The organism is Scytonema millei VB511283 (assembly GCF_000817735.3).
Classification (GTDB): domain Bacteria; phylum Cyanobacteriota; class Cyanobacteriia; order Cyanobacteriales; family Chroococcidiopsidaceae; genus Chroococcidiopsis; species Chroococcidiopsis millei_B.
In genome coordinates this window covers 584,126-601,546 of record NZ_JTJC03000002.1, presented here as the reverse complement: position 1 = coordinate 601,546, position 17,421 = coordinate 584,126, and the positions used below count along the sequence as shown (strand labels likewise).

Annotated in this window: 18 protein-coding genes; 10 read left to right on the top strand and 8 right to left on the bottom strand. The window is 46.0% G+C overall.

The features are described 5' to 3' along the window. Positions 1–26: 26 nt before the first annotated feature. The 3 genes from QH73_RS10500 to QH73_RS10490 form a co-directional block, all read right to left on the bottom strand. Positions 27–329, bottom strand: coding sequence for a DUF1816 domain-containing protein (locus QH73_RS10500; protein ID WP_039716474.1), 303 nt, complete (start codon positions 327–329; stop codon positions 27–29). 90 nt (positions 330–419) lie between these two features. Next, positions 420–1,454 carry a 23S rRNA (guanosine(2251)-2'-O)-methyltransferase RlmB gene (rlmB, locus tag QH73_RS10495; protein ID WP_039716475.1) on the bottom strand — a complete coding sequence of 345 codons (1,035 nt, stop codon included), beginning with the start codon at positions 1,452–1,454 and terminating at the stop codon, positions 420–422. Between the two features lie 25 nt (positions 1,455–1,479). Then, positions 1,480–1,992, bottom strand: a complete 513-nt coding sequence (locus QH73_RS10490) for a Mini-ribonuclease 3 (protein ID WP_039716476.1) — start codon at positions 1,990–1,992, stop codon at positions 1,480–1,482. A gap of 96 nt (positions 1,993–2,088) precedes the next feature. Between QH73_RS10490 and QH73_RS10485 the strand changes: the two genes are divergently transcribed. After that, positions 2,089–2,322, top strand: coding sequence for a hypothetical protein (locus QH73_RS10485; RefSeq protein ID WP_132866890.1), 234 nt, complete (start codon positions 2,089–2,091; stop codon positions 2,320–2,322). Here the strand turns inward: QH73_RS10485 and QH73_RS10480 are convergent. Continuing rightward, positions 2,310–2,678, bottom strand: a complete 369-nt coding sequence (locus tag QH73_RS10480; protein WP_039716477.1) for an STAS domain-containing protein — start codon at positions 2,676–2,678, stop codon at positions 2,310–2,312. The two genes, QH73_RS10485 and QH73_RS10480, sit on opposite strands and share 13 nt — an antisense overlap. Positions 2,679–3,024: 346 nt before the next feature. Between QH73_RS10480 and QH73_RS10475 the strand changes: the two genes are divergently transcribed. The 3 genes from QH73_RS10475 (at position 3,025) to QH73_RS10465 (ending at position 6,066) form a co-directional block, all read left to right on the top strand. Then, positions 3,025–4,929 (top strand): GTPase family protein, encoded by a 1,905-nt coding sequence (locus tag QH73_RS10475; RefSeq protein WP_039716478.1) that lies wholly within the window; start codon positions 3,025–3,027, stop codon positions 4,927–4,929. Between the two features lie 164 nt (positions 4,930–5,093). After that, positions 5,094–5,363, top strand: coding sequence for a YciI family protein (locus QH73_RS10470; RefSeq protein WP_039716479.1), 270 nt, complete (start codon positions 5,094–5,096; stop codon positions 5,361–5,363). Positions 5,364–5,631: 268 nt separating this feature from the next. Beyond that, positions 5,632–6,066 carry a DUF1499 domain-containing protein gene (locus QH73_RS10465; protein WP_039717650.1) on the top strand — a complete coding sequence of 145 codons (435 nt, stop codon included), beginning with the start codon at positions 5,632–5,634 and terminating at the stop codon, positions 6,064–6,066. A gap of 4 nt (positions 6,067–6,070) precedes the next feature. Here QH73_RS10465 and recJ read toward each other — a convergent pair whose 3' ends face one another. Both recJ and QH73_RS10455 read right to left on the bottom strand, forming a co-directional pair. Beyond that, the gene (gene recJ / locus QH73_RS10460; protein WP_039716480.1) at positions 6,071–8,134 is read right to left on the bottom strand and encodes a single-stranded-DNA-specific exonuclease RecJ; all 2,064 of its coding nucleotides are present in this window, start codon (positions 8,132–8,134) and stop codon (positions 6,071–6,073) included. 60 nt (positions 8,135–8,194) lie between these two features. Further along, positions 8,195–9,724, bottom strand: a complete 1,530-nt coding sequence (locus tag QH73_RS10455) for a YifB family Mg chelatase-like AAA ATPase (protein ID WP_039716481.1) — start codon at positions 9,722–9,724, stop codon at positions 8,195–8,197. Positions 9,725–9,786: 62 nt separating this feature from the next. On the opposite strand from QH73_RS10455, the gene QH73_RS10450 reads away from it, so the two are divergent. Then, positions 9,787–10,137: a histidine triad nucleotide-binding protein gene (locus QH73_RS10450; RefSeq protein WP_039716482.1), complete on the top strand. Its 351-nt coding sequence runs from the start codon at positions 9,787–9,789 to the stop codon at positions 10,135–10,137. 42 nt (positions 10,138–10,179) lie between these two features. Here QH73_RS10450 and QH73_RS10445 read toward each other — a convergent pair whose 3' ends face one another. Beyond that, complete coding sequence (locus tag QH73_RS10445; protein ID WP_039716483.1) at positions 10,180–12,057, bottom strand: DUF1565 domain-containing protein; 1,878 nt, start codon at positions 12,055–12,057, stop codon at positions 10,180–10,182. Positions 12,058–12,437: 380 nt separating this feature from the next. Between QH73_RS10445 and QH73_RS10440 the strand changes: the two genes are divergently transcribed. The 5 genes from QH73_RS10440 (at position 12,438) to QH73_RS10420 (ending at position 17,214) form a co-directional block, all read left to right on the top strand. Continuing rightward, positions 12,438–13,466, top strand: coding sequence for a thiamine phosphate synthase (locus QH73_RS10440; RefSeq protein WP_039716484.1), 1,029 nt, complete (start codon positions 12,438–12,440; stop codon positions 13,464–13,466). A gap of 35 nt (positions 13,467–13,501) precedes the next feature. Further along, the gene (gene thiS / locus QH73_RS10435) at positions 13,502–13,735 is read left to right on the top strand and encodes a sulfur carrier protein ThiS (RefSeq protein WP_039716485.1); all 234 of its coding nucleotides are present in this window, start codon (positions 13,502–13,504) and stop codon (positions 13,733–13,735) included. Between the two features lie 161 nt (positions 13,736–13,896). Beyond that, complete coding sequence (locus QH73_RS10430; protein WP_039716486.1) at positions 13,897–14,772, top strand: ABC transporter permease; 876 nt, start codon at positions 13,897–13,899, stop codon at positions 14,770–14,772. Positions 14,773–14,889: 117 nt separating this feature from the next. Next, positions 14,890–15,678, top strand: a complete 789-nt coding sequence (locus QH73_RS10425; RefSeq protein ID WP_039716487.1) for an ABC transporter permease — start codon at positions 14,890–14,892, stop codon at positions 15,676–15,678. 57 nt (positions 15,679–15,735) lie between these two features. Beyond that, complete coding sequence (locus QH73_RS10420; RefSeq protein WP_039716488.1) at positions 15,736–17,214, top strand: gamma-aminobutyraldehyde dehydrogenase; 1,479 nt, start codon at positions 15,736–15,738, stop codon at positions 17,212–17,214. A 35-nt stretch (positions 17,215–17,249) separates the two neighbouring features. Here the strand turns inward: QH73_RS10420 and QH73_RS10415 are convergent, their stop codons facing one another. Then, positions 17,250–17,402, bottom strand: coding sequence for a hypothetical protein (locus QH73_RS10415; RefSeq protein WP_165587657.1), 153 nt, complete (start codon positions 17,400–17,402; stop codon positions 17,250–17,252). Positions 17,403–17,421: the final 19 nt, after the last annotated feature.

Here is a 17,421-nt window from a genome sequence, read left to right as displayed (position 1 = left end):
TTGACTTTTGCCTTTTGACTTCAGAATTACATTTGACCGCTCAAGATTGGTTTGATCTGAGGTTCAGATCTTTCTCCCATATCATCGGCGATCGTTAACCGAGAGGGTTTACAGCGTTTGATCTCGACTGCAATCCCTTGCGCTCCTTCATGCTCCAAATCTTCTATGTAACCACGCTGGGCAGCTGCCGCTTCTTTAGCGCTGAGAAAAGGACCGAAGTAGTAAGTACAACGGGGATTTTGGGTATCAATTTCTACCCACCATGCCCAACCGAAGTTATGGAAGAAGCTAATCAAATTTTCTTTAGTGTGATTCCAAATTGGGTTCATGTGTTTTTTTCCTATCAGCTTGTGGTAAAGGATTTGGACTAACAAAACAAATCGTAAACTATTGTCACAGGTCGTAAAAAAATCTCACCGCTAGTTTTCTAATGTATCTTTTTTTGTACCTATGTTGACATAGTTTACATTTTGCCAGCGTTGGCGAAAAATTTCGTAAAGTGCCATACCAGTTGCGACAGAAGCGTTCAAACTCGGTGTGTTGCCTGACAAGGGAATCGATACCAGCAAATCGCAGCAGCGCTGAGCGCTCAAACTCAATCCTTCCCCTTCTGAGCCAACTACTAGCACAATAGGACCACTAAATTTAACTGTCTGTATCGATTGTTCCGCTTCTAATGCCGTACCGTAAACCCAGAAACCAGCTGCTTTTAATTCTTCTAAAGCGCGGCTGAAGTTAATGACTCTGGCGACAGAGAATGTTTCTAAAGCACCCGCTGCGACTTTCATCACCGTAGACGTGATCCCAGCAGCTCTGCGTTGAGGGATGACTAAGCCTTGCGCTCCAATTGCCTCAGCGGTACGGATAATTGCTCCCAAGTTGTGAGGATCGGTAATGCCATCGGCAGCAACAATTACGGGTTGCTGAGAAGCCGATTTAGCTTTGTCAATTAGCTCTCCTAATTCCAAATAATCGTAGGGAGCTACTTGAGCGGCGATCCCTTGATGATTGGCGTGATGGGTAATTTGGTCTAGGCGTTTTGGTTCAACCTCATCAATGACCGTACCATTCTCCTTTGCCTGTTGGAGCAGAGAATGAAAGCGATGATCGTAACGCAGACGAGCAGTAACCCAAAGCCGATTGAGCTGTCGTTGGGTTTCCAAAGCTGTCAGCACGGGATGGCGACCGTAAATCAGATCGCTCTCTTCTTCTGATGTGGAAGGTGGAATTTGGGACGAGAAACGATCTGTCTTGTCGCGCTCTGTATTGTAAGTAGGACTAGCTAAGACTGGTCGAGAGAAATCTTTCTTGCCTACCACATGACGTTTTTCCCCATCCTGTTTAGTGCCATTATGTTTGAAATCGGCACGCTTGCCTGTATAACGCTCTGGTTTGCCACGTTGCGGTTTTCCAGAAGGGTTAGATTTGGCTTTTAATTTGGGTGGCTCTGTCATAAATTTTTCTTATTTTTTAATAGCCTTAGTACTCGTCTTTATTTATACTAGGGGAGTTTAATGTTGCTGAATTAGGCGCTAATGGTAGCTGCTCCAAGAGTTGATGTAAGCGCTGGCGATCGCTCAGATAAAGATAGCCTACGAGAGCTTCTAAACTTGTTGCTTGTTGATAAACTTCTGGTGCGGCGCGGCGCGGTCGTCCTACAGTAGCATTGCGTCCCCGACGCACGATGTCTAATTCAATTTGGTTGAGGTAGGGAGTGAGATAGCGTAAGTGTGAAGCCTGGGCTTCAGCTCTAACCTGAGCAACGACAAGATTGTGGTAAGCCTGCGATCGCTTGTGGGGTAGCAAAAAATGGCTCCTCACATACAGCTCGTAAACCGCGTCGCCCAAATATGCTAAAGCCGTAGGTGAGAGTTGCTGTAGCTGCTCGGGAGCGATCGCCAACCAACTAGGTAGCAACTCCAACTGAGTGACTACATCTGTCTGAGCTTCCCGAGCTGAGCCGTCGAATAAATTGTCCTCCTTCGGTTCCACTCGGTTTGGATTCTCCCAGAACAAGTCAGTTATCAGTTCTCAGTTATCAGTGTAGAAACGTTACCTGTAACGTCTGTACAAAGTTATCAGTGGAAAGTGACCAGTCAACTGTCAACTGTCAACTGTCAACTGTCAACTGTCAACTGTCAACTGTCAACCGTCAACAACCAATCTCAGCCATCAGCGATCGGTGACTACATTATTATGATCGATCCCCAAATTCAGAGGGTTCAACCTATGATAAGTTTTTTATATCAAAAAATTAAGCTATCCAGATCGCAAAACCGGATAGCTAAAGTTAAGATGCCCGCGATCGCTCAAGATGCTTGAATATTTTCTAAAGCTGCTTCAACAGTCGGTCGTAAACCCAAATATTGCTCTAGGTTAACTGTCTTGACTGTTTGAGTTACGCGGGCATTGGTGACAATTTGTGAAGTCCCACCGTTGGTTTCAGCCTGCTTCTTCAAATGCACCAAAGCGCCAATTCCAGAACTATCGACAAAATCAATTTGGGACAAATCCAATATGATGTGCTTTGGTCCCTCTTCAACATACTTGCCGAGTACCTTGCGAAAGGTTGGTTCTGAAAAGGCATCAAGCAAACCCGTCAACCGGAATAACTGATAATTACTCCGAACCTCACGAGTTCCTCTCAGGCTAACAGTTAGATTTAGTGTCTCAGCGATAGTTCCCTCCTCGCCACTTCTTGTTTCAAATCGAGGCTAAAGTATAAATGCTTGGTTGAGATGTTGTCTACACTCATGTGGTAGAAGTTAGGGGCTTGAGGCTAAGAGCTTGGTGGTAGAAAACAGAACATTGTTTATTTCTGTTCGCTTCAGCTCTTGCCTTTGCACTCCTAGTTTTTAAATTTTAACTCCTCATGTCTCTGTGAGTATAAAATACTATGAACTTCTTAGGAGAAGTCGGTAGTCGGAGTCGGAAGCCAGAAATTCATTTTCTACCTCTTGCCTCTTGCCTCTTGCCTCACCGATCGCTGATAACTGATAACTGATAACTGTATAGGTAGGGGCAATGGTGCGATTAAAGCTGTGGCAGTGGATTGTCTTAGCAACTCCAATCGCGTCTATCGTTGGTTTCTTCCTGGTAGCAGCAGGTTTGCAGATCCATGAATGGCGCATCAATTGGATCTGGGGTGTGTTTATTCTAATATTTGTCGGCTGGCGGTGGTTGCTAGTACGGTGGACTCGCCCTGTTGTCTTGCAGGTGGAGGCTGTAGCCGCAGAAGTTAGCAAAGAATTAGAATCATTTTCCGCAGATGCCACACTCTCAACGCCAGACAGCAGCAAGAAAGCAGAAGCCACGCTACAAGAAATTCTCTTTGTAGCACAAAGCGATCGCCCTGTGTGGGAAGACTGGCAAACTTTTTGGCAGCGCTGTCAAGATTTAGTTGTCGCGATCGCCCAAATTTATCACCCAGAAGTCAAGTATCCGCTTTTAAATATCTATATTCCCCAAGCTTACGGGTTGATCCGAGGGACGGTAGACGATTTAGATCGGTGGATGCAAAAACTATCGCCTGCTTTGAATCAAGTAACCGTCGGGCAAGCATATGAGGCATATGAAGTTTACCGCAAGCTAGAGCCATCGGCGCGGAAATTCTGGCGGGCGTGGAACTTAGCACAGTGGCTGTTGAACCCAGCCGCCGCCGTAGCGAAAAAAGCTAGCCAGCGTTACACTAACCAGGCAGATCGACAACTTTTGGTCAATTTGAGTCAATTGTTACGGGAAGCAGCGTTAAGAAACCTGTGTCGGCAAGCGATCGCCCTCTACAGTGGCGATACTTTACCTGGTTTAGAATCATCCAAGACTCAAACTTTACCCCAGGCAAAGACTCAAACTCTGCGAGAGATTTTGACACAAGCCCAGCCTGTGGAAATTCTAGAGCAAAAACCTGTCAGTATTCTGTTAGTAGGACGCACCGGAGCCGGAAAAAGCAGCTTAATTAATACCTTATTTAGAGCAGAACTCGCCGCCGTTGATGTTTTACCTAGCACCGATCGCTTGCAAAATTATCGCTGGCAAACTGATACGGGAGAAACGCTGACACTGTGGGATACGCCGGGATACGAACAGGTGAATCGCGCTGAGTTACGGGCGCAGGTTCTCGAATATGCTAACGACTCAGATTTATTGCTACTTGTCAATCCTGCCCTCGATCCAGCTTTACAAATGGATGTAGACTTTCTCAAAGATATTCAGGCAGAAGTCACGGACTTGCCCGTCATTACAGCTGTCACCCAAGTCGATCGGTTGCGTCCGATCCGCGAGTGGCAACTGCCTTATAATTGGGAACTGGGGGATCGCCCCAAAGAAATTTCCATACGAGAGGCGATTCAGTATCGCGCCCAACTGCTAGCTAATTATTGTGATGTCGTGCTACCCATTGTCACGGCAGATCCGCAAGTTGGTCGAACTGCTTGGGGGATCGATGCGCTGTCCTTAGCCTTAGTTCAGGCGATCGCCCCTGCTAAACAACTGCGGCTAGCACGCTTCATGCGCGACTTAGAAACTCGCACCACCGCCGCCGCCAAAATCATCGATCGCTACACCTTCCAAATGGCAACGACTCAGGGACTCACGGCTTTACTCAAAAGCCCCGTCCTCCAGTTTATCTCCACCATCTCAACTGGATCGCCTACCTTAGCCAATCTGCTAGCAGCACAAATTCCGGTGGAACAATTGCCTGTTGTCATTGGTAAATTACAAATGGCATACGAACTATTTTCACTGCTTAACCCAGATAAAAATCCGCGTAACTTCGACTTACTCGCCCTCTGGTCGTTGTTATTGGAAAACTCAGCATCTCCAGAAAATAATGCTTGGGCATTCGGTCATGCTTTGGTAGAGTATTGGACGCAGAGTTTAACTATCGAACAATTAAGACAGCGGTATGAAGGTTATCTCAAGCAAGTTTAAATTCATGACTGACAGCATGAAAATGGTAGATTTGAGTTTGGTTTGATTTTTTACTGAATAGGGAGCAGAGATAAGGGAGCAGGGAGCAGGGGACATGCTTTGATAATAGGAATATTTAGAGAGTGCAAGATTCAGCGACAAAAACATAAAGAGCAAAAAAGATTATGCCTAAATATATTGTGTGGGGAAGTTACTGCAAGGACGTGTTGGAAAAGCGCGCACCTTATCGACAAGCACATTTAGATGGACTGGCAAAACAGAAAGAATCTGGGGTTTTAATCACAATTGGTCCGACTAAAGATGTGACCAAGGTTTTTGGTATTTATGAAGCAGAAGATGAGACGACTATAAGGAATTTAATTGAGTCCGATCCATATTGGCTTAATGGAATTTGGACGGAGTATGAAGTGAAAGAGTGGATACAAGCTTTTTAAAAATTCTCTTTTTGTTTCGCGCAAAGCCGCAAAAATGCAAAGAAGAGCGCTAAATTATTTCTTATCTGCGTTCATCTGCGTTCAAAATTTTCCTAACTATTTGCGACGAAACACAAACATATTTTACAGCGATAGAACGTATCAGTAGAATGATTCTGGAGTGAAAGCAATGTCAGCGATCGCAACTAAATTAAATCCAATTGTCAAGCGAGTGCTTTTCACCTGCATATCTTTACTATTAGTTTTTGCTTGTTTGCTAGGAACGAAAATAGCTTTAACAGGAGAACCGCAGTTACTTGCTGGGACTCGTCCCGACAATTTAGGCGTTCGTGCAGGTGAGCTTGCACCTTGTCCCAGTACTCCTAATTGTGTTAGCAGTCAGAGTCAAGATCCCGTACATAAAATTGCGCCTCTTACCTATAGTTCCTCTACTAAAAAGGCTATGACTGACCTCAAAACTGTACTTCAGTCATTTAGAAGAACAAAAGCGATCGCTCAAACGGAAAATTATCTCTATACTGAATTTACCATTCCCGTTGTTGGGTTTGTAGACGATGTAGAATTTTTCTTGGATGACAATGCTAAAGTCATCCACGTTCGCTCTGCTTCTCGTTTAGGAGAGTCAGATTTAGGGGTAAATCGTGGCAGAATAGAAACTATGAGAGCAAAGTTTAACCAAATTAATCGCTCTGAATCTGTATAGAAAATTAGGCTTTAACCATCTCTAAAGCTTGAATTGCCGCTTGAACGAGGTTGTAATAATGAGGTTGAAACAGATCGACCTGGGTAGCATCTTTACGGCTATTACCCAACAAACCCGTAAGGTTACCCGACTCAATAGCTAAAACCCTTCCTTCAGTATTTTTGATTCTCAATTCTACTGAGTTATCTGTAGAGAAAACACCGCAAGTATAATGCCGCTGTTTGTATTCAAAGGGAATTGTAGTGGAAGTTCGTCTGAGGGGAAATAATATTTGCGGCTGATGAGGTAGGCGCACGCCAATTAATTCTAACTCAATATTAGTATTACCATTCCAAGTATTTTCTCGCAAGCGATAGGCAATATCTATCCGTGGTGGCAAAGGAAAATATTCGCGCCAACGCCATGCGATCGCCTTCATTTGTTGCAGGGGCGGACGGCTGTGCGTCCCTACAGATAAATCTTGTTCTTGAGCGACAGTCAATTTAATATGACCTTTACCAACAATTTGCTGGTCGATGACTTTCACATTTGCCGTCCAAAAGACGGGTTCTGGATTGTCAATTCCACAAGGATGTAAGATATCTAGCTGTTGATAAAGTTGTAAGTTGAGCCGATCTAAATTGACTTGGGTATCAATATTTAGCAGTGGCTTTAAGTGTTCCGGTTGCAAACAAGAATTAGCAAATTGAATCAAACGCGATCGCAATGCCTCTAAATTTTCAGAGGAGAGGGAAAAGCCTCCAGCTGCTTTATGTCCGCCAAACTTACCTAATAAATCTCGACAGAATTCTAAGGCATCAAAAATATTAAATTCAGGAATACTACGTGCCGAACCGCGAATGTGATGTTCATCTTCATACGTGCCAATAAATACGGGTACGCCGTAGCGTTCTACCAGGCGAGAGGCGACGATCCCGATTACGCCGTGATGCCAATTCGGTTGCACCACAAGTAAAATCCGATCCTCTTGTAGAGACATGGCGTGCGATGATTCGACATAGGCGATCGCTTCCCGTTCGATTTCTTCGCAAAGTTGCTGGCGACGGGCGTTAATTTGTTCGCATTGCATTGCCCGTTCTAAGGCAATTCCAGCATCATCAGTTGTCAGTAGATCGATAACAATTTGCGGATCGCCAATTCGCCCGATCGCGTTGATGCGGGGACCGAGGCGAAAACCAATATCATCTGGTTTGAGCGACTTATTTTTGTCGTTTACCCCACTAACTTGAATCAAGGCTTGAATTCCCTCAAGCTGAGATTGGGGAAGCAGTCGCAATCCGCGTTTCAGCCACCGCCGATTGACACCAATTAAAGGTGCGAGATCGGCGATCGTTCCTAGTGTAAAGAGTTCTAATAAAGGCTTGACCAAACCCTTAAGTTGTCCTGTTTTCTGAGCCAGACAGATAGCCAGGACGTAAGCAACGCCAACCCCAGCTAAACCCCAATAAGGTGAAGATTCGGGAATGAGTTTGGGATTGAGGATCGCGTTTGCTGGGGGTAGAGTGGGAGGAATATCGTGATGGTCGGTGACGATGACGTTTAAACCGAGTTCTCTTGCTCTAGCGATTGGTTCGATCGCGGCAATGCCATTATCTACGGTTAAAATTAGCCGCACGCCTTCACTGTGGAATTCTTCGACAATCCGCTTGTTAATCCCATAGCCTTCCTGCATTCGGCTGGGAATGGCGTAATCGACTTGCGCTCCCAACCAGCGCAGGCTGCGGAGCAACAAGGCTGTACTTGTCATCCCATCAGCATCGTAGTCGCCGCAAATGGCAATTTTCGCTTGAGCAGCGATCGCCTGTTCTAATAACTCTATGGCGATCGCCAGGTCGGGAAATGCCTCTAGGGGTGAGGGCAAATCTAAGGTTTCTGGATTGATAAATATTTCTGCCTGCTCTGGTGTCTCGATCCCGCGATTGACTAGAAGCTGGTTGACTATGGGTGACAGCTGGTTTGCTGTCGTCAATCGATCGACCAAATCCGGCTGTGCTGGATGGATTTGCCAGCGCTGATTTGGCAAGCGACGCGGACGGCGAGGTAATCGTAATGGCGGTTGGGCTAGCACGGGGACAGAAATAGAGGCTCAGCACTATATTGTATGAGGCTAATGAGTAATTTAGCGCGATTACTGCATCCGATCTATAGTTCTGTACTGAATTGCTTCGGCAACATGATGGCTTTGCAGGTTTTTTTCTGCCCCTAAGTCGGCAATTGTCCGCGCTACCTTGAGAATGCGATCGCTGGCTCTAGCCGATAAACCTAATTTCCGAATTGCCCCTTCTAATAAACTTTTAGAAGCATCATCTAACTGACACCACTTCCGCAAATGGCGACTTTGCATTGCTGCATTACAGCTGACTGATAATTCTGACTCAAACCGATCGCGGGTGCGATCGCGTGCTGCTTGAACTCTTTGCCTGACGCTTTCTGAATCTTCCCCTGTGGGTTGCTGGGTAATTTCCTCTGGTTTCAGCCGATTCACCGCCACTTGTAAGTCAATTCGATCCATCAAGGGACCCGAAAGCTTTGCCCAGTATTGCTCTCTTTGCCGCGGGGAACAGGTACACGCTTGAATTGAATCGCCAAAATAACCGCAAGGACAAGGATTCGTACTCGCGACTAAAGTAAACTGAGCGGGAAACATCACCGATTGGCGGGTGCGAGATACAGTGACGTGACCGTCTTCTAAGGGTTGGCGCAGAAATTCCAATACATCCCGCTTGAATTCCGTTAATTCATCCAAGAAGAGAACTCCGTGGTGAGCTAAGGAAATTTCCCCAGGACGAGGAAAAGTCCCGCCACCAACTAAAGAAGGACCAGAGGCGGAATGGTGGGGACTGCGGAAGGGACGTTCTGCAACTAGCGAACCTTTATTTTTTAACAACCCCGCTACGGAATGAATTTGGGTAACTTCCAACGCCTCATGAAAACTGAGCGGTGGCAAAATTGCCGGTAGACGACGAGCCAACATCGTCTTTCCACTTCCTGGTGGACCCACAAAAATTAAGTTGTGTCCACCAGCTGCGGCAATTTCTAAGGCTCTACGAGCGTGAGCTTGTCCTTTAACATCCTTCAAATCTGCCCCAAAATGAACATTTCTGACAATTTCCCGTTTACCATCAAACTGCACGGGCTGATATTTTTCTGGCTGATTGAGAAATGCTGCGACTTCCGATAGAGATTGAAAACCATACACTGATATCCCTTGTACTAAAGCTGCTTCCTGGGCATTATCTGCGGGTACGACTAACCCAGTAATCCCCATTTTTTGCGCCGCCGCCGCCACAGGTAAAACACCAGCCACAGCCCGCAAACTCCCGTCTAGCGAGACTTCACCCAGAAATAAGAAATCTCCTAGCATTTGCGGGTTGACCTGCTCTGAAGCCGCCAAAATGCCCACGCTCATTGGTAAATCGAAGCTGGGTCCTTCCTTCCTAATATCTGCTGGCGCTAAGTTAATCACGATCCTTTTCAGCGGGAAGGCATACCCAGCGTTTTTGAGCGCTGCTTTCACCCGTTCTTTCGACTCCTGAACCGCCAGATCCGGTAATCCTACCACGACAATTCCCGGTAGCCCCGCCGAGACATCGATTTCGACTCCTACTTTGACGGCATCGATGCCAACAATTGATGCACTCCAAACCCGTGCCAGCATTTTATATTTCTTCCATGACAAGAACCCTTTAGAATCTCTAACAGAGTTCAAGGGCGATCGGCATGAGTGAAATCACAGATACTATTTTTGGCAAAATCATTCGTAAAGAAATTCCCGCCAATATCGTTTATGAAGACGAACTGGCGATCGCATTTACAGATATTAATCCCCAAGCCCCCGTTCACATCCTCGTGATTCCTAAAAAACCCATAGCCAAGCTGTCGGATGCCGAATCTCACGACCACGCCCTCATGGGTCATTTGTTACTAACTGTTAAGCGAGTCGCCCAGCAAGTAGGACTGAATAACGGCTATCGCGTCGTGATTAATACTGGTGCAGACGGCGGACAAACTGTGGATCACATGCACCTTCACATTCTCGGCGGGCGACAAATGAGTTGGCCTCCTGGTTGACTCGTGTTTTGCTGAGAATTTTCGTTGAGGTGAGCTGAGGGACTAATTCATCTGTTCGACTTTAGCCTTTAACCCGTTGCTAGTAAGTAACTGCGCGACTTCATCAGCCTTAGAGCGATCGCTAAATGCTCCCGCTTGCATAATTGTTTTACCCTTAGCAGAAACCCGAAACGAACCAGGAACGAGCGATCGCACTTTTTCTTGTGTAGGTGCGTTTTCTGCTTCTACCAAGACTCGATAGCGCAAACTTCCCACTTGAGAAGAGTTAGGCTGCGACGATACCGCAGCAATTCGGGCGGGGCGATCGCTACTAGAAGGTATATCACCATCGGGAACGGGTAACAATTCGTTAGGATTGACAGCAGCTGGTTTTAAAGTTGGTAAGCCTTGAGTTATCGTATCGCCTTTTGCTGGTGGCTGCGATCGGCTGACAGGAATTTCCACTTCAGTTTGAGGGTTGGCAGCAAGCGATTGCTTCTCATTTGTAGCAGGGGCTTTTGTTGCTTCAGACTTGGGTTTAGTTGCAGGAGCTTTTGCTACTTCGGGCTGAGGTTTTGTCGTTGATGTCGCGACTTTTGGAGATTGGTTTTGTGGTGCAGGTTTGCTAGGCTTAGATGCTGAAGGCTTCTTTGGCTTTTGAGCGGGCTTCTTTTGAACTGGTGCTGACTCCGACTCTGGTAGCGGTACGGGAATTTCTACAACTTGTAACGCTGGTTGAGAATTCGGAATTCGGAATTCGGAATTCGGAATTTGTGGTTTAGTAATTGGTAATTGGTTGTTATTCTCCTCTGCTCCTCTGCTCCTCTGCTCCTCTGCTTGTCCGCTCCCGACTCCCGAATTTGAGGCAACACTACTCGTTCCTGCAAAATCAATATCACCAATGGAACGATCTGCGGTAACTTGATTGCCTACCGCAGAGATTGTGACTCGCTTGGCGGCACTACTATTGATGTCATAACGCCCATTTTGGCGAAATTGATTGTTACCTGGTTCGGTTGACGTGCCTAAATCGGGCTGACTGTTGGCGATCGCCACGACACCATCTTCTTTATTACCCTCGATAATGTTATTGCGTAAAACTGGTTTTGTGAAAGCTTGAGACACAACACCAGCCCGATTGTTCATAATTTGATTCTCTATAATTAACGGTGCGGCTCGTTGAGCGACATTAATGCCATAACCCGTTCGCTCAAAGACATTAGCGCGAATCTCTGGTTTGGAAATTCCGTAAATTGTCATTCCATTCGCGCCATTTTGAGTAAAGCGGTTGTTGCGGATGATGGGCGTACTATCACCCGTGACGGAAATCCCATCGTGGCTGCTACCAGTAAAAGTATTATCCGCGATCGCCGGACTGCATGACTCGATCCACAATCCATAACCGCGTGGATTGGGATTCGTGACTGTGATTCCCGTCAATACAGCTTCATCCGCTCCTAAAATTGCTACATCTTGACGGGCAAAGGTAGGACTCATGTACGTTCCCCCACCTTTGATAACAATATTGCTACCTTGGCTGCTAGAGTCGCCTTGAAGAGTAACTCCTGGTTTCAGTCTGAGCGGAAATGTCTCACCAGATTCTCTGCTATAAGTTCCCGCCGCTAGTTTAATGATGACATTGGATTCAGCTTGTTGAAGGGCTTGAGCGATCGTTTTAAAAGGACTGATTTCACTGCCATTGCCATTCTCACCAGCTGTAGGATTGACAAATATAACTTTCTTCGCCGTTTGAGATTCGCTAGTGAGAGCTTGCGTCAATTGCAATGTTGGTATGGCAACACCTACATGACTGAAACACAGCCAGAAAAATACAGTTAGACTAATTCTAGTGGCACTTAAGAATAAACCGTGAATGCAAGTTTTCTGCGCCATCCTCTGGATGGATAAATAGGGATGGCGATCGCTACGGAAACTTTTCATACTCACGGCACTCCTTCTCACACAGACGCAGAATCCTACTACCAGATTTTCGACGGCAGCAAAGTTTAGCTTTTTTCTTTTTTGACTTGTTCTGCCTCCTTATATAGCTAAAGTGTCCAAAAGTCAAGAGCAATCAGTTATCAGTTATCAGGGTGTGGGGTGTAGTGGAGAGAATTCGGAATTTGGAAGCGCGGAATTCAGAATTAATCGATCGCCGGTCGCTGGTCGCTGGTCACTGATAACTGATAACTGGTCGCTGGTCACTGATAACTGATAACTGATAACTGCTCCCGACTATCGTAAACTGAGCAGGGACTGTTACGATTAGAACATCAATTGGTCTGTTCTCAGTCAGGTAGCTACGAAACGGGAGAGGACAAGTGCAGCCAGCTGTCTGCCGAATTTTGGATGCGAATCTAGACCGCGCCCGTGAAGGCTTGCGGATTATAGAAGAGTGGTGTCGATTTGGATTAAATAGCAGCCAATTCAGCGATGAATGCAAGCAGTTACGCCAAGAACTAGCTAGCTGGCATACTCTAGATTTACGAGCGGCACGAAATACTCCTGGCGATCCTGGGACAGACCTGACTCATCCCCAAGAGGAGCGACGATCTAGCTTAGGAACTTTACTACAAGCCAATTTCTGCCGAGTACAAGAAGCTCTGCGAGTTGTAGAAGAATACGGTAAGCTCTACAATCCGAAAATGGGAGTTGCCTTTAAACAGATGCGTTATCGAGTTTATACCCTGGAAAGTCACTTACTGGGTTATCAAAGACACCAACGACTAGCGCAATCGTACTTATATTTAGTGACTTCTCCAACAGAAGGGTTGTTTCATGTGGTAGAAGCAGCACTGCAAGGAGGACTGAGCCTCGTACAGTACCGCGATAAGAATACCGCAGATCTCGATCGCCTAGAGATTGCCCGCCAACTACGCCAACTTTGTCAGCAATACGGGGCAATTTTCTTAATTAACGATCGCATCGATCTCGCTTTGGCAGTAGATGCCGATGGAGTGCATCTAGGACAACAGGATATGCCAATTGCGATCGCCCGCCAACTCCTCGGACCCCAGAAAATTATCGGGCGTTCTACCACAAATCCAGAGGAAATGCAACGGGCAATTCAGGAAGGTGCTGATTATATTGGCGTGGGTCCAGTCTACGAAACGCCTACAAAAGCAGGTAAAGCCCCAGTAGGATTAGAATACATTCGCCATGTGGCTAAAAATGTTTCCATTCCCTGGTTTGCGATCGGTGGCATAGACGTTAACAATGTGAATGAAGTGCTAAACGCAGGTGCGCAGAGAGTTGCAGTCGTAAGAGCGATCGTCCAAGCCGAGCAACCTACTTTAGTAACGCAGTATTTTTTAGCGCAACTCGCCCGCATCCAAAACCGTACTCCATAAATAAAAACTCTATAAATAAGAGTCGATCGAGATTTATGACCGAACAAATTAGCTTACAAGTGAATGGAGAACCTCGTAATTGTGCTAACAATGCTCGACTTCCAGAGGCGCTAGAACAGCTCGGCTTTAACCCGCGCTTAGTTGCAGTAGAATACAACGGCGAAATCTTGCACCGTCAGTTTTGGGATAACACGCAATTGCAAGCAGGCGATCGCCTAGAAGTCGTTACAATTGTTGGTGGCGGAGCAACAGTGACCAGTAACCAGTGACCAGCGATCGATGGTAATGTTAACCTCTGTCTCCTATCTTCTGTTTTCTGACTCCTCAGTTTTGACTTTTGACTTTTAACTTTTGACTTTCTCAAGTTTTGACTTTTAACTTTTGACTTTCTCAAGTTTTGACTTTTGACTTTTAACTTTTGACTTTCTCAATGGACGTAACCATAACAGTCCAGTCAAAACCTGTGACTAAACCAGCAGATTTTTGGGTTAATTTTCTGCCTCCTTGCTTATGGATGTTGGGGTTTTATTTCATTCCCCTAGCCATACTTCTCAGTTATGCTTTCATGCAGCACCAGTATGTGGAGGTTATTCCTCGTTTCACCTGGGAAAATTTTATCCAAATTGTTACTAATTCTGGTTACCGCAATACAGTTATTCGTACTTTATATATTGCGATCGCTGTCACTATAATTGATACGTTATTAGCTTTTCCAGTTGCCTATTTTCTGACTAAGTATGCAGGAAAATATAAACGATTACTAACAATCTTAATTCTCTTACCGCTGTGGTCTAGTTATCTCGTGCGCGTTTTTGCGTGGCGAATTATTTTAGGCTACAACGGTGTCTTAAATAGCTTGCTAATATCTCTAGGTATACTATCTCAGCCTTCTTCCCTATTTCTCTACAATCAATTCTCGATGGTTGTGACTCTCTGCTACGTATGGCTGCCATTTACGATCTTACCTTTAGTGACTGCCTTTGAAAGACTGCCGAGTAACTTATTAGAAGCATCGGCAGATTTAGGAGGACATCCTTTATACACTTTTCGTAGAGTTACTTTTCCTTTAGTTTTACCAGGATTTTTGGCGGGTTCGCTATCAGTATTCAGTTTGACAATGGGAGATTATATCACCCCTTCCTTAGTGGGTGGAGCAGGAGATATTTTGATTGGGAATATTGTCGCTAATCAATTTGGTGTCGCTGACAATTGGCCTCTTGGTTCTGCTTTGGCAATGGTAGTATTGTTGCTAATATTTGGACTGATAGCCATTATCTCCCGCAAAGGTGCTTTAGAAAACTTATGAAATTAGTAGGAGACAGAAGGGAATTCGGAATTCGGAATTCGGAATTGAACGCTCTTGACTCCCGACTCCTGTACGGGCGGGTTTACCAAAAAACTTCGTACTAAATAGAGATTCTGTATGAACCCGCCCCTACGACTCCCTAAATTCATTTTCGGCACAATTACGCCGATCGTCTATTTATTCATGTATTTGCCTATCTTGACGATCGCTATTTTTAGCTTCAGTCAGGGGAGAGTGCTATCTCTACCAATTCACGGTTGGACTCTGGATTGGTACGCCAAGGCTTTGCAGGACGAACAGCTACAAATAGGATTATTTAATAGTTTAAAAGTAGCGATCGCATCTTGTACTATTGCTGCAACTTTAGGAACTTTGGCAGCTTTAGCAATCCAGCGATATCAATTCTTTGGCAAAAACTTCTTCCGCGCCGCAGTTATCTTACCGATTGTTCTACCTGGAATTGTCACGGGGGTAGCCATGCTCAGCTTCTTTTCGGCAATAGACCTACCCTTGGGATTAATGACTGTCATTATCGGTCATGCCACGTTTGGCTTTCCAGTTGTATTTAACACTGTCGCTGCCCGAATTGCCCGCCTCCCTCGCAGTCTGGAAGAAGCCGCAGCCGACTTGGGTTCTCCCCCTTGGGAAGCATTTTGGAAAGTGGTGTTTCCCGGATTGAGATCGGCTCTGATCTCAGCTACCCTACTCGCCTTTACCCTAAGTTTTGATGAGATCGTCGTGACAATCTTCCTCACGGGGCAGGATAATACACTACCAATGGAAATATGGGCGCGACTGCGTTTTGGTATGACCCCAGAAATTAACGCTACAGTAACACTAATTCTTTTATTTTCAGTCGGTTTGGTGTTGTTGAGTCAGTGGTTAGGAGCGAGGAGCGATCGGTAAGTCGTAAGTCGTAAATCGTAAGTCGTAAGTAACTGATAACTGATAACTGAGCGGATTATGGAACAACATAAGATGATTATCGGCGGGGAAGCAGTGGCAGCTGTGAGTGCCAATTGGGAAACAGTCATCGATCCTGCTACGGAAGACGCGATCGCGGAAGTCCCGCAAGCAGATTATGCTGATGTCAATAAAGCTGTAGAGGCAGCAAAACAAGCTTTTCCTGCATGGTCTAGCCTCTCTCCAGGCGAACGGAGTGCGTTGCTGTACAAACTTGCCGATGCTTTAGAAACAAAAGCAGAAGTACTAGCACAAACTGAAAGCCTCAATGTCGGTAAACCAATAAAACTAGCAGCAAACGGCGATACTCCCTTTGCGATCGACAATATTCGCTACTTTGCCGCACAAGCCAGAGTTATAGAGGGAATTGCATCTGGGGAATTCGTTCCAGGCTATACTTCTGCTGTCCGTCGCGAACCAATTGGCGTAGTTGCTTCTATTGCTCCCTGGAATTATCCCATCATGATGGCAGCATGGAAAATTGCCCCAGCAGTTGCGGCGGGTAACACGGTTGTGATTAAACCCGCACCCCAAACTCCTCTAACAACTATAATGCTGGCTCAAACAGCTTTAGAAGTCGGCTTTCCACCAGGCGTTATTAATGTCGTGACAGGTAAAGGTCCAGGGGTAGGGGAGCCTCTGGTAAATCATGCTGACGTGCGAATGGTTTCGTTTACTGGTTCTACCCGCACGGGTAAGCGGATTATGGAACTAGCAGCCCAAAAAGTGACGCGAGTGCATTTAGAATTAGGCGGAAAAGCTCCCTTTGTCGTGTTTGCTGATGCAGATATCGAAGCAGCAGCTAGAGGTGCAGTCGTTGGCGCTTATATTAATACAGGACAAGATTGTACGGCAGCCACGCGAATTTTAGTAGAACGCTCTTGCTATCAAGATTTCTTATCGGCTTTTACTGAGCTGTCGCAACAGATTCGCCTGGGAACGCCACAAGCAGAAACAACAGATATGGGTCCATTAATCTCATCTGACCAACGCCAACGGGTGCATGGATTTGTAGAAAGAGCCAAGGCGGATGGAATTACCGCACACTTACTAGGCGGAATACCTGAAGGTAAAGGCTTTTTCTATCAACCGACGATATTTTGTCAGGCTGCCACTCAAAGCGAGATTATGCAAGAAGAGGTCTTCGGTCCCGTTGTCGTAGTAAATCCAATTGACTCCGAAGCAGAGGCGATCGCAGTTGCTAATGACGTGAAATACGGTTTGGCTGCCTCTGTGTGGACGAAAGACCCTGCTAAAGCTTGGCGCGTTGCCAGTGCGCTACAATTTGGCACGGTATGGATTAACGACCATTTGCCCCTGGCTTCTGAAATGCCCCACGGTGGCTTTAAAGAGTCCGGCTTTGGCAAAGATCTCTCCCGTTATGCTTTTGATGAGTATACAATTGCCAAACACGTTATGTTCGACCTCAGCGGCGCAGTCAAAAAACCCTGGCATTTTACGGTCTTCGGCGATGCTTAGTCAGTTATCAGTTATCAGTTATCAGTTATCAGTTGTCAGCAAAGAGCGGGAGTCGGGAGTCGGGAGTCGGGAGTTGCTAATTGGTAGTTTCTTCTCCCTTGTCTCCCTTGTCTCCCTTCGCCCCTAATCCCCACTTCCTTCGGTCGTGGGGAAGAGCGAGTTCCCCCTTGTCCCCCTTGTCCCCTCACTCCTCACTCCTCACTCCTC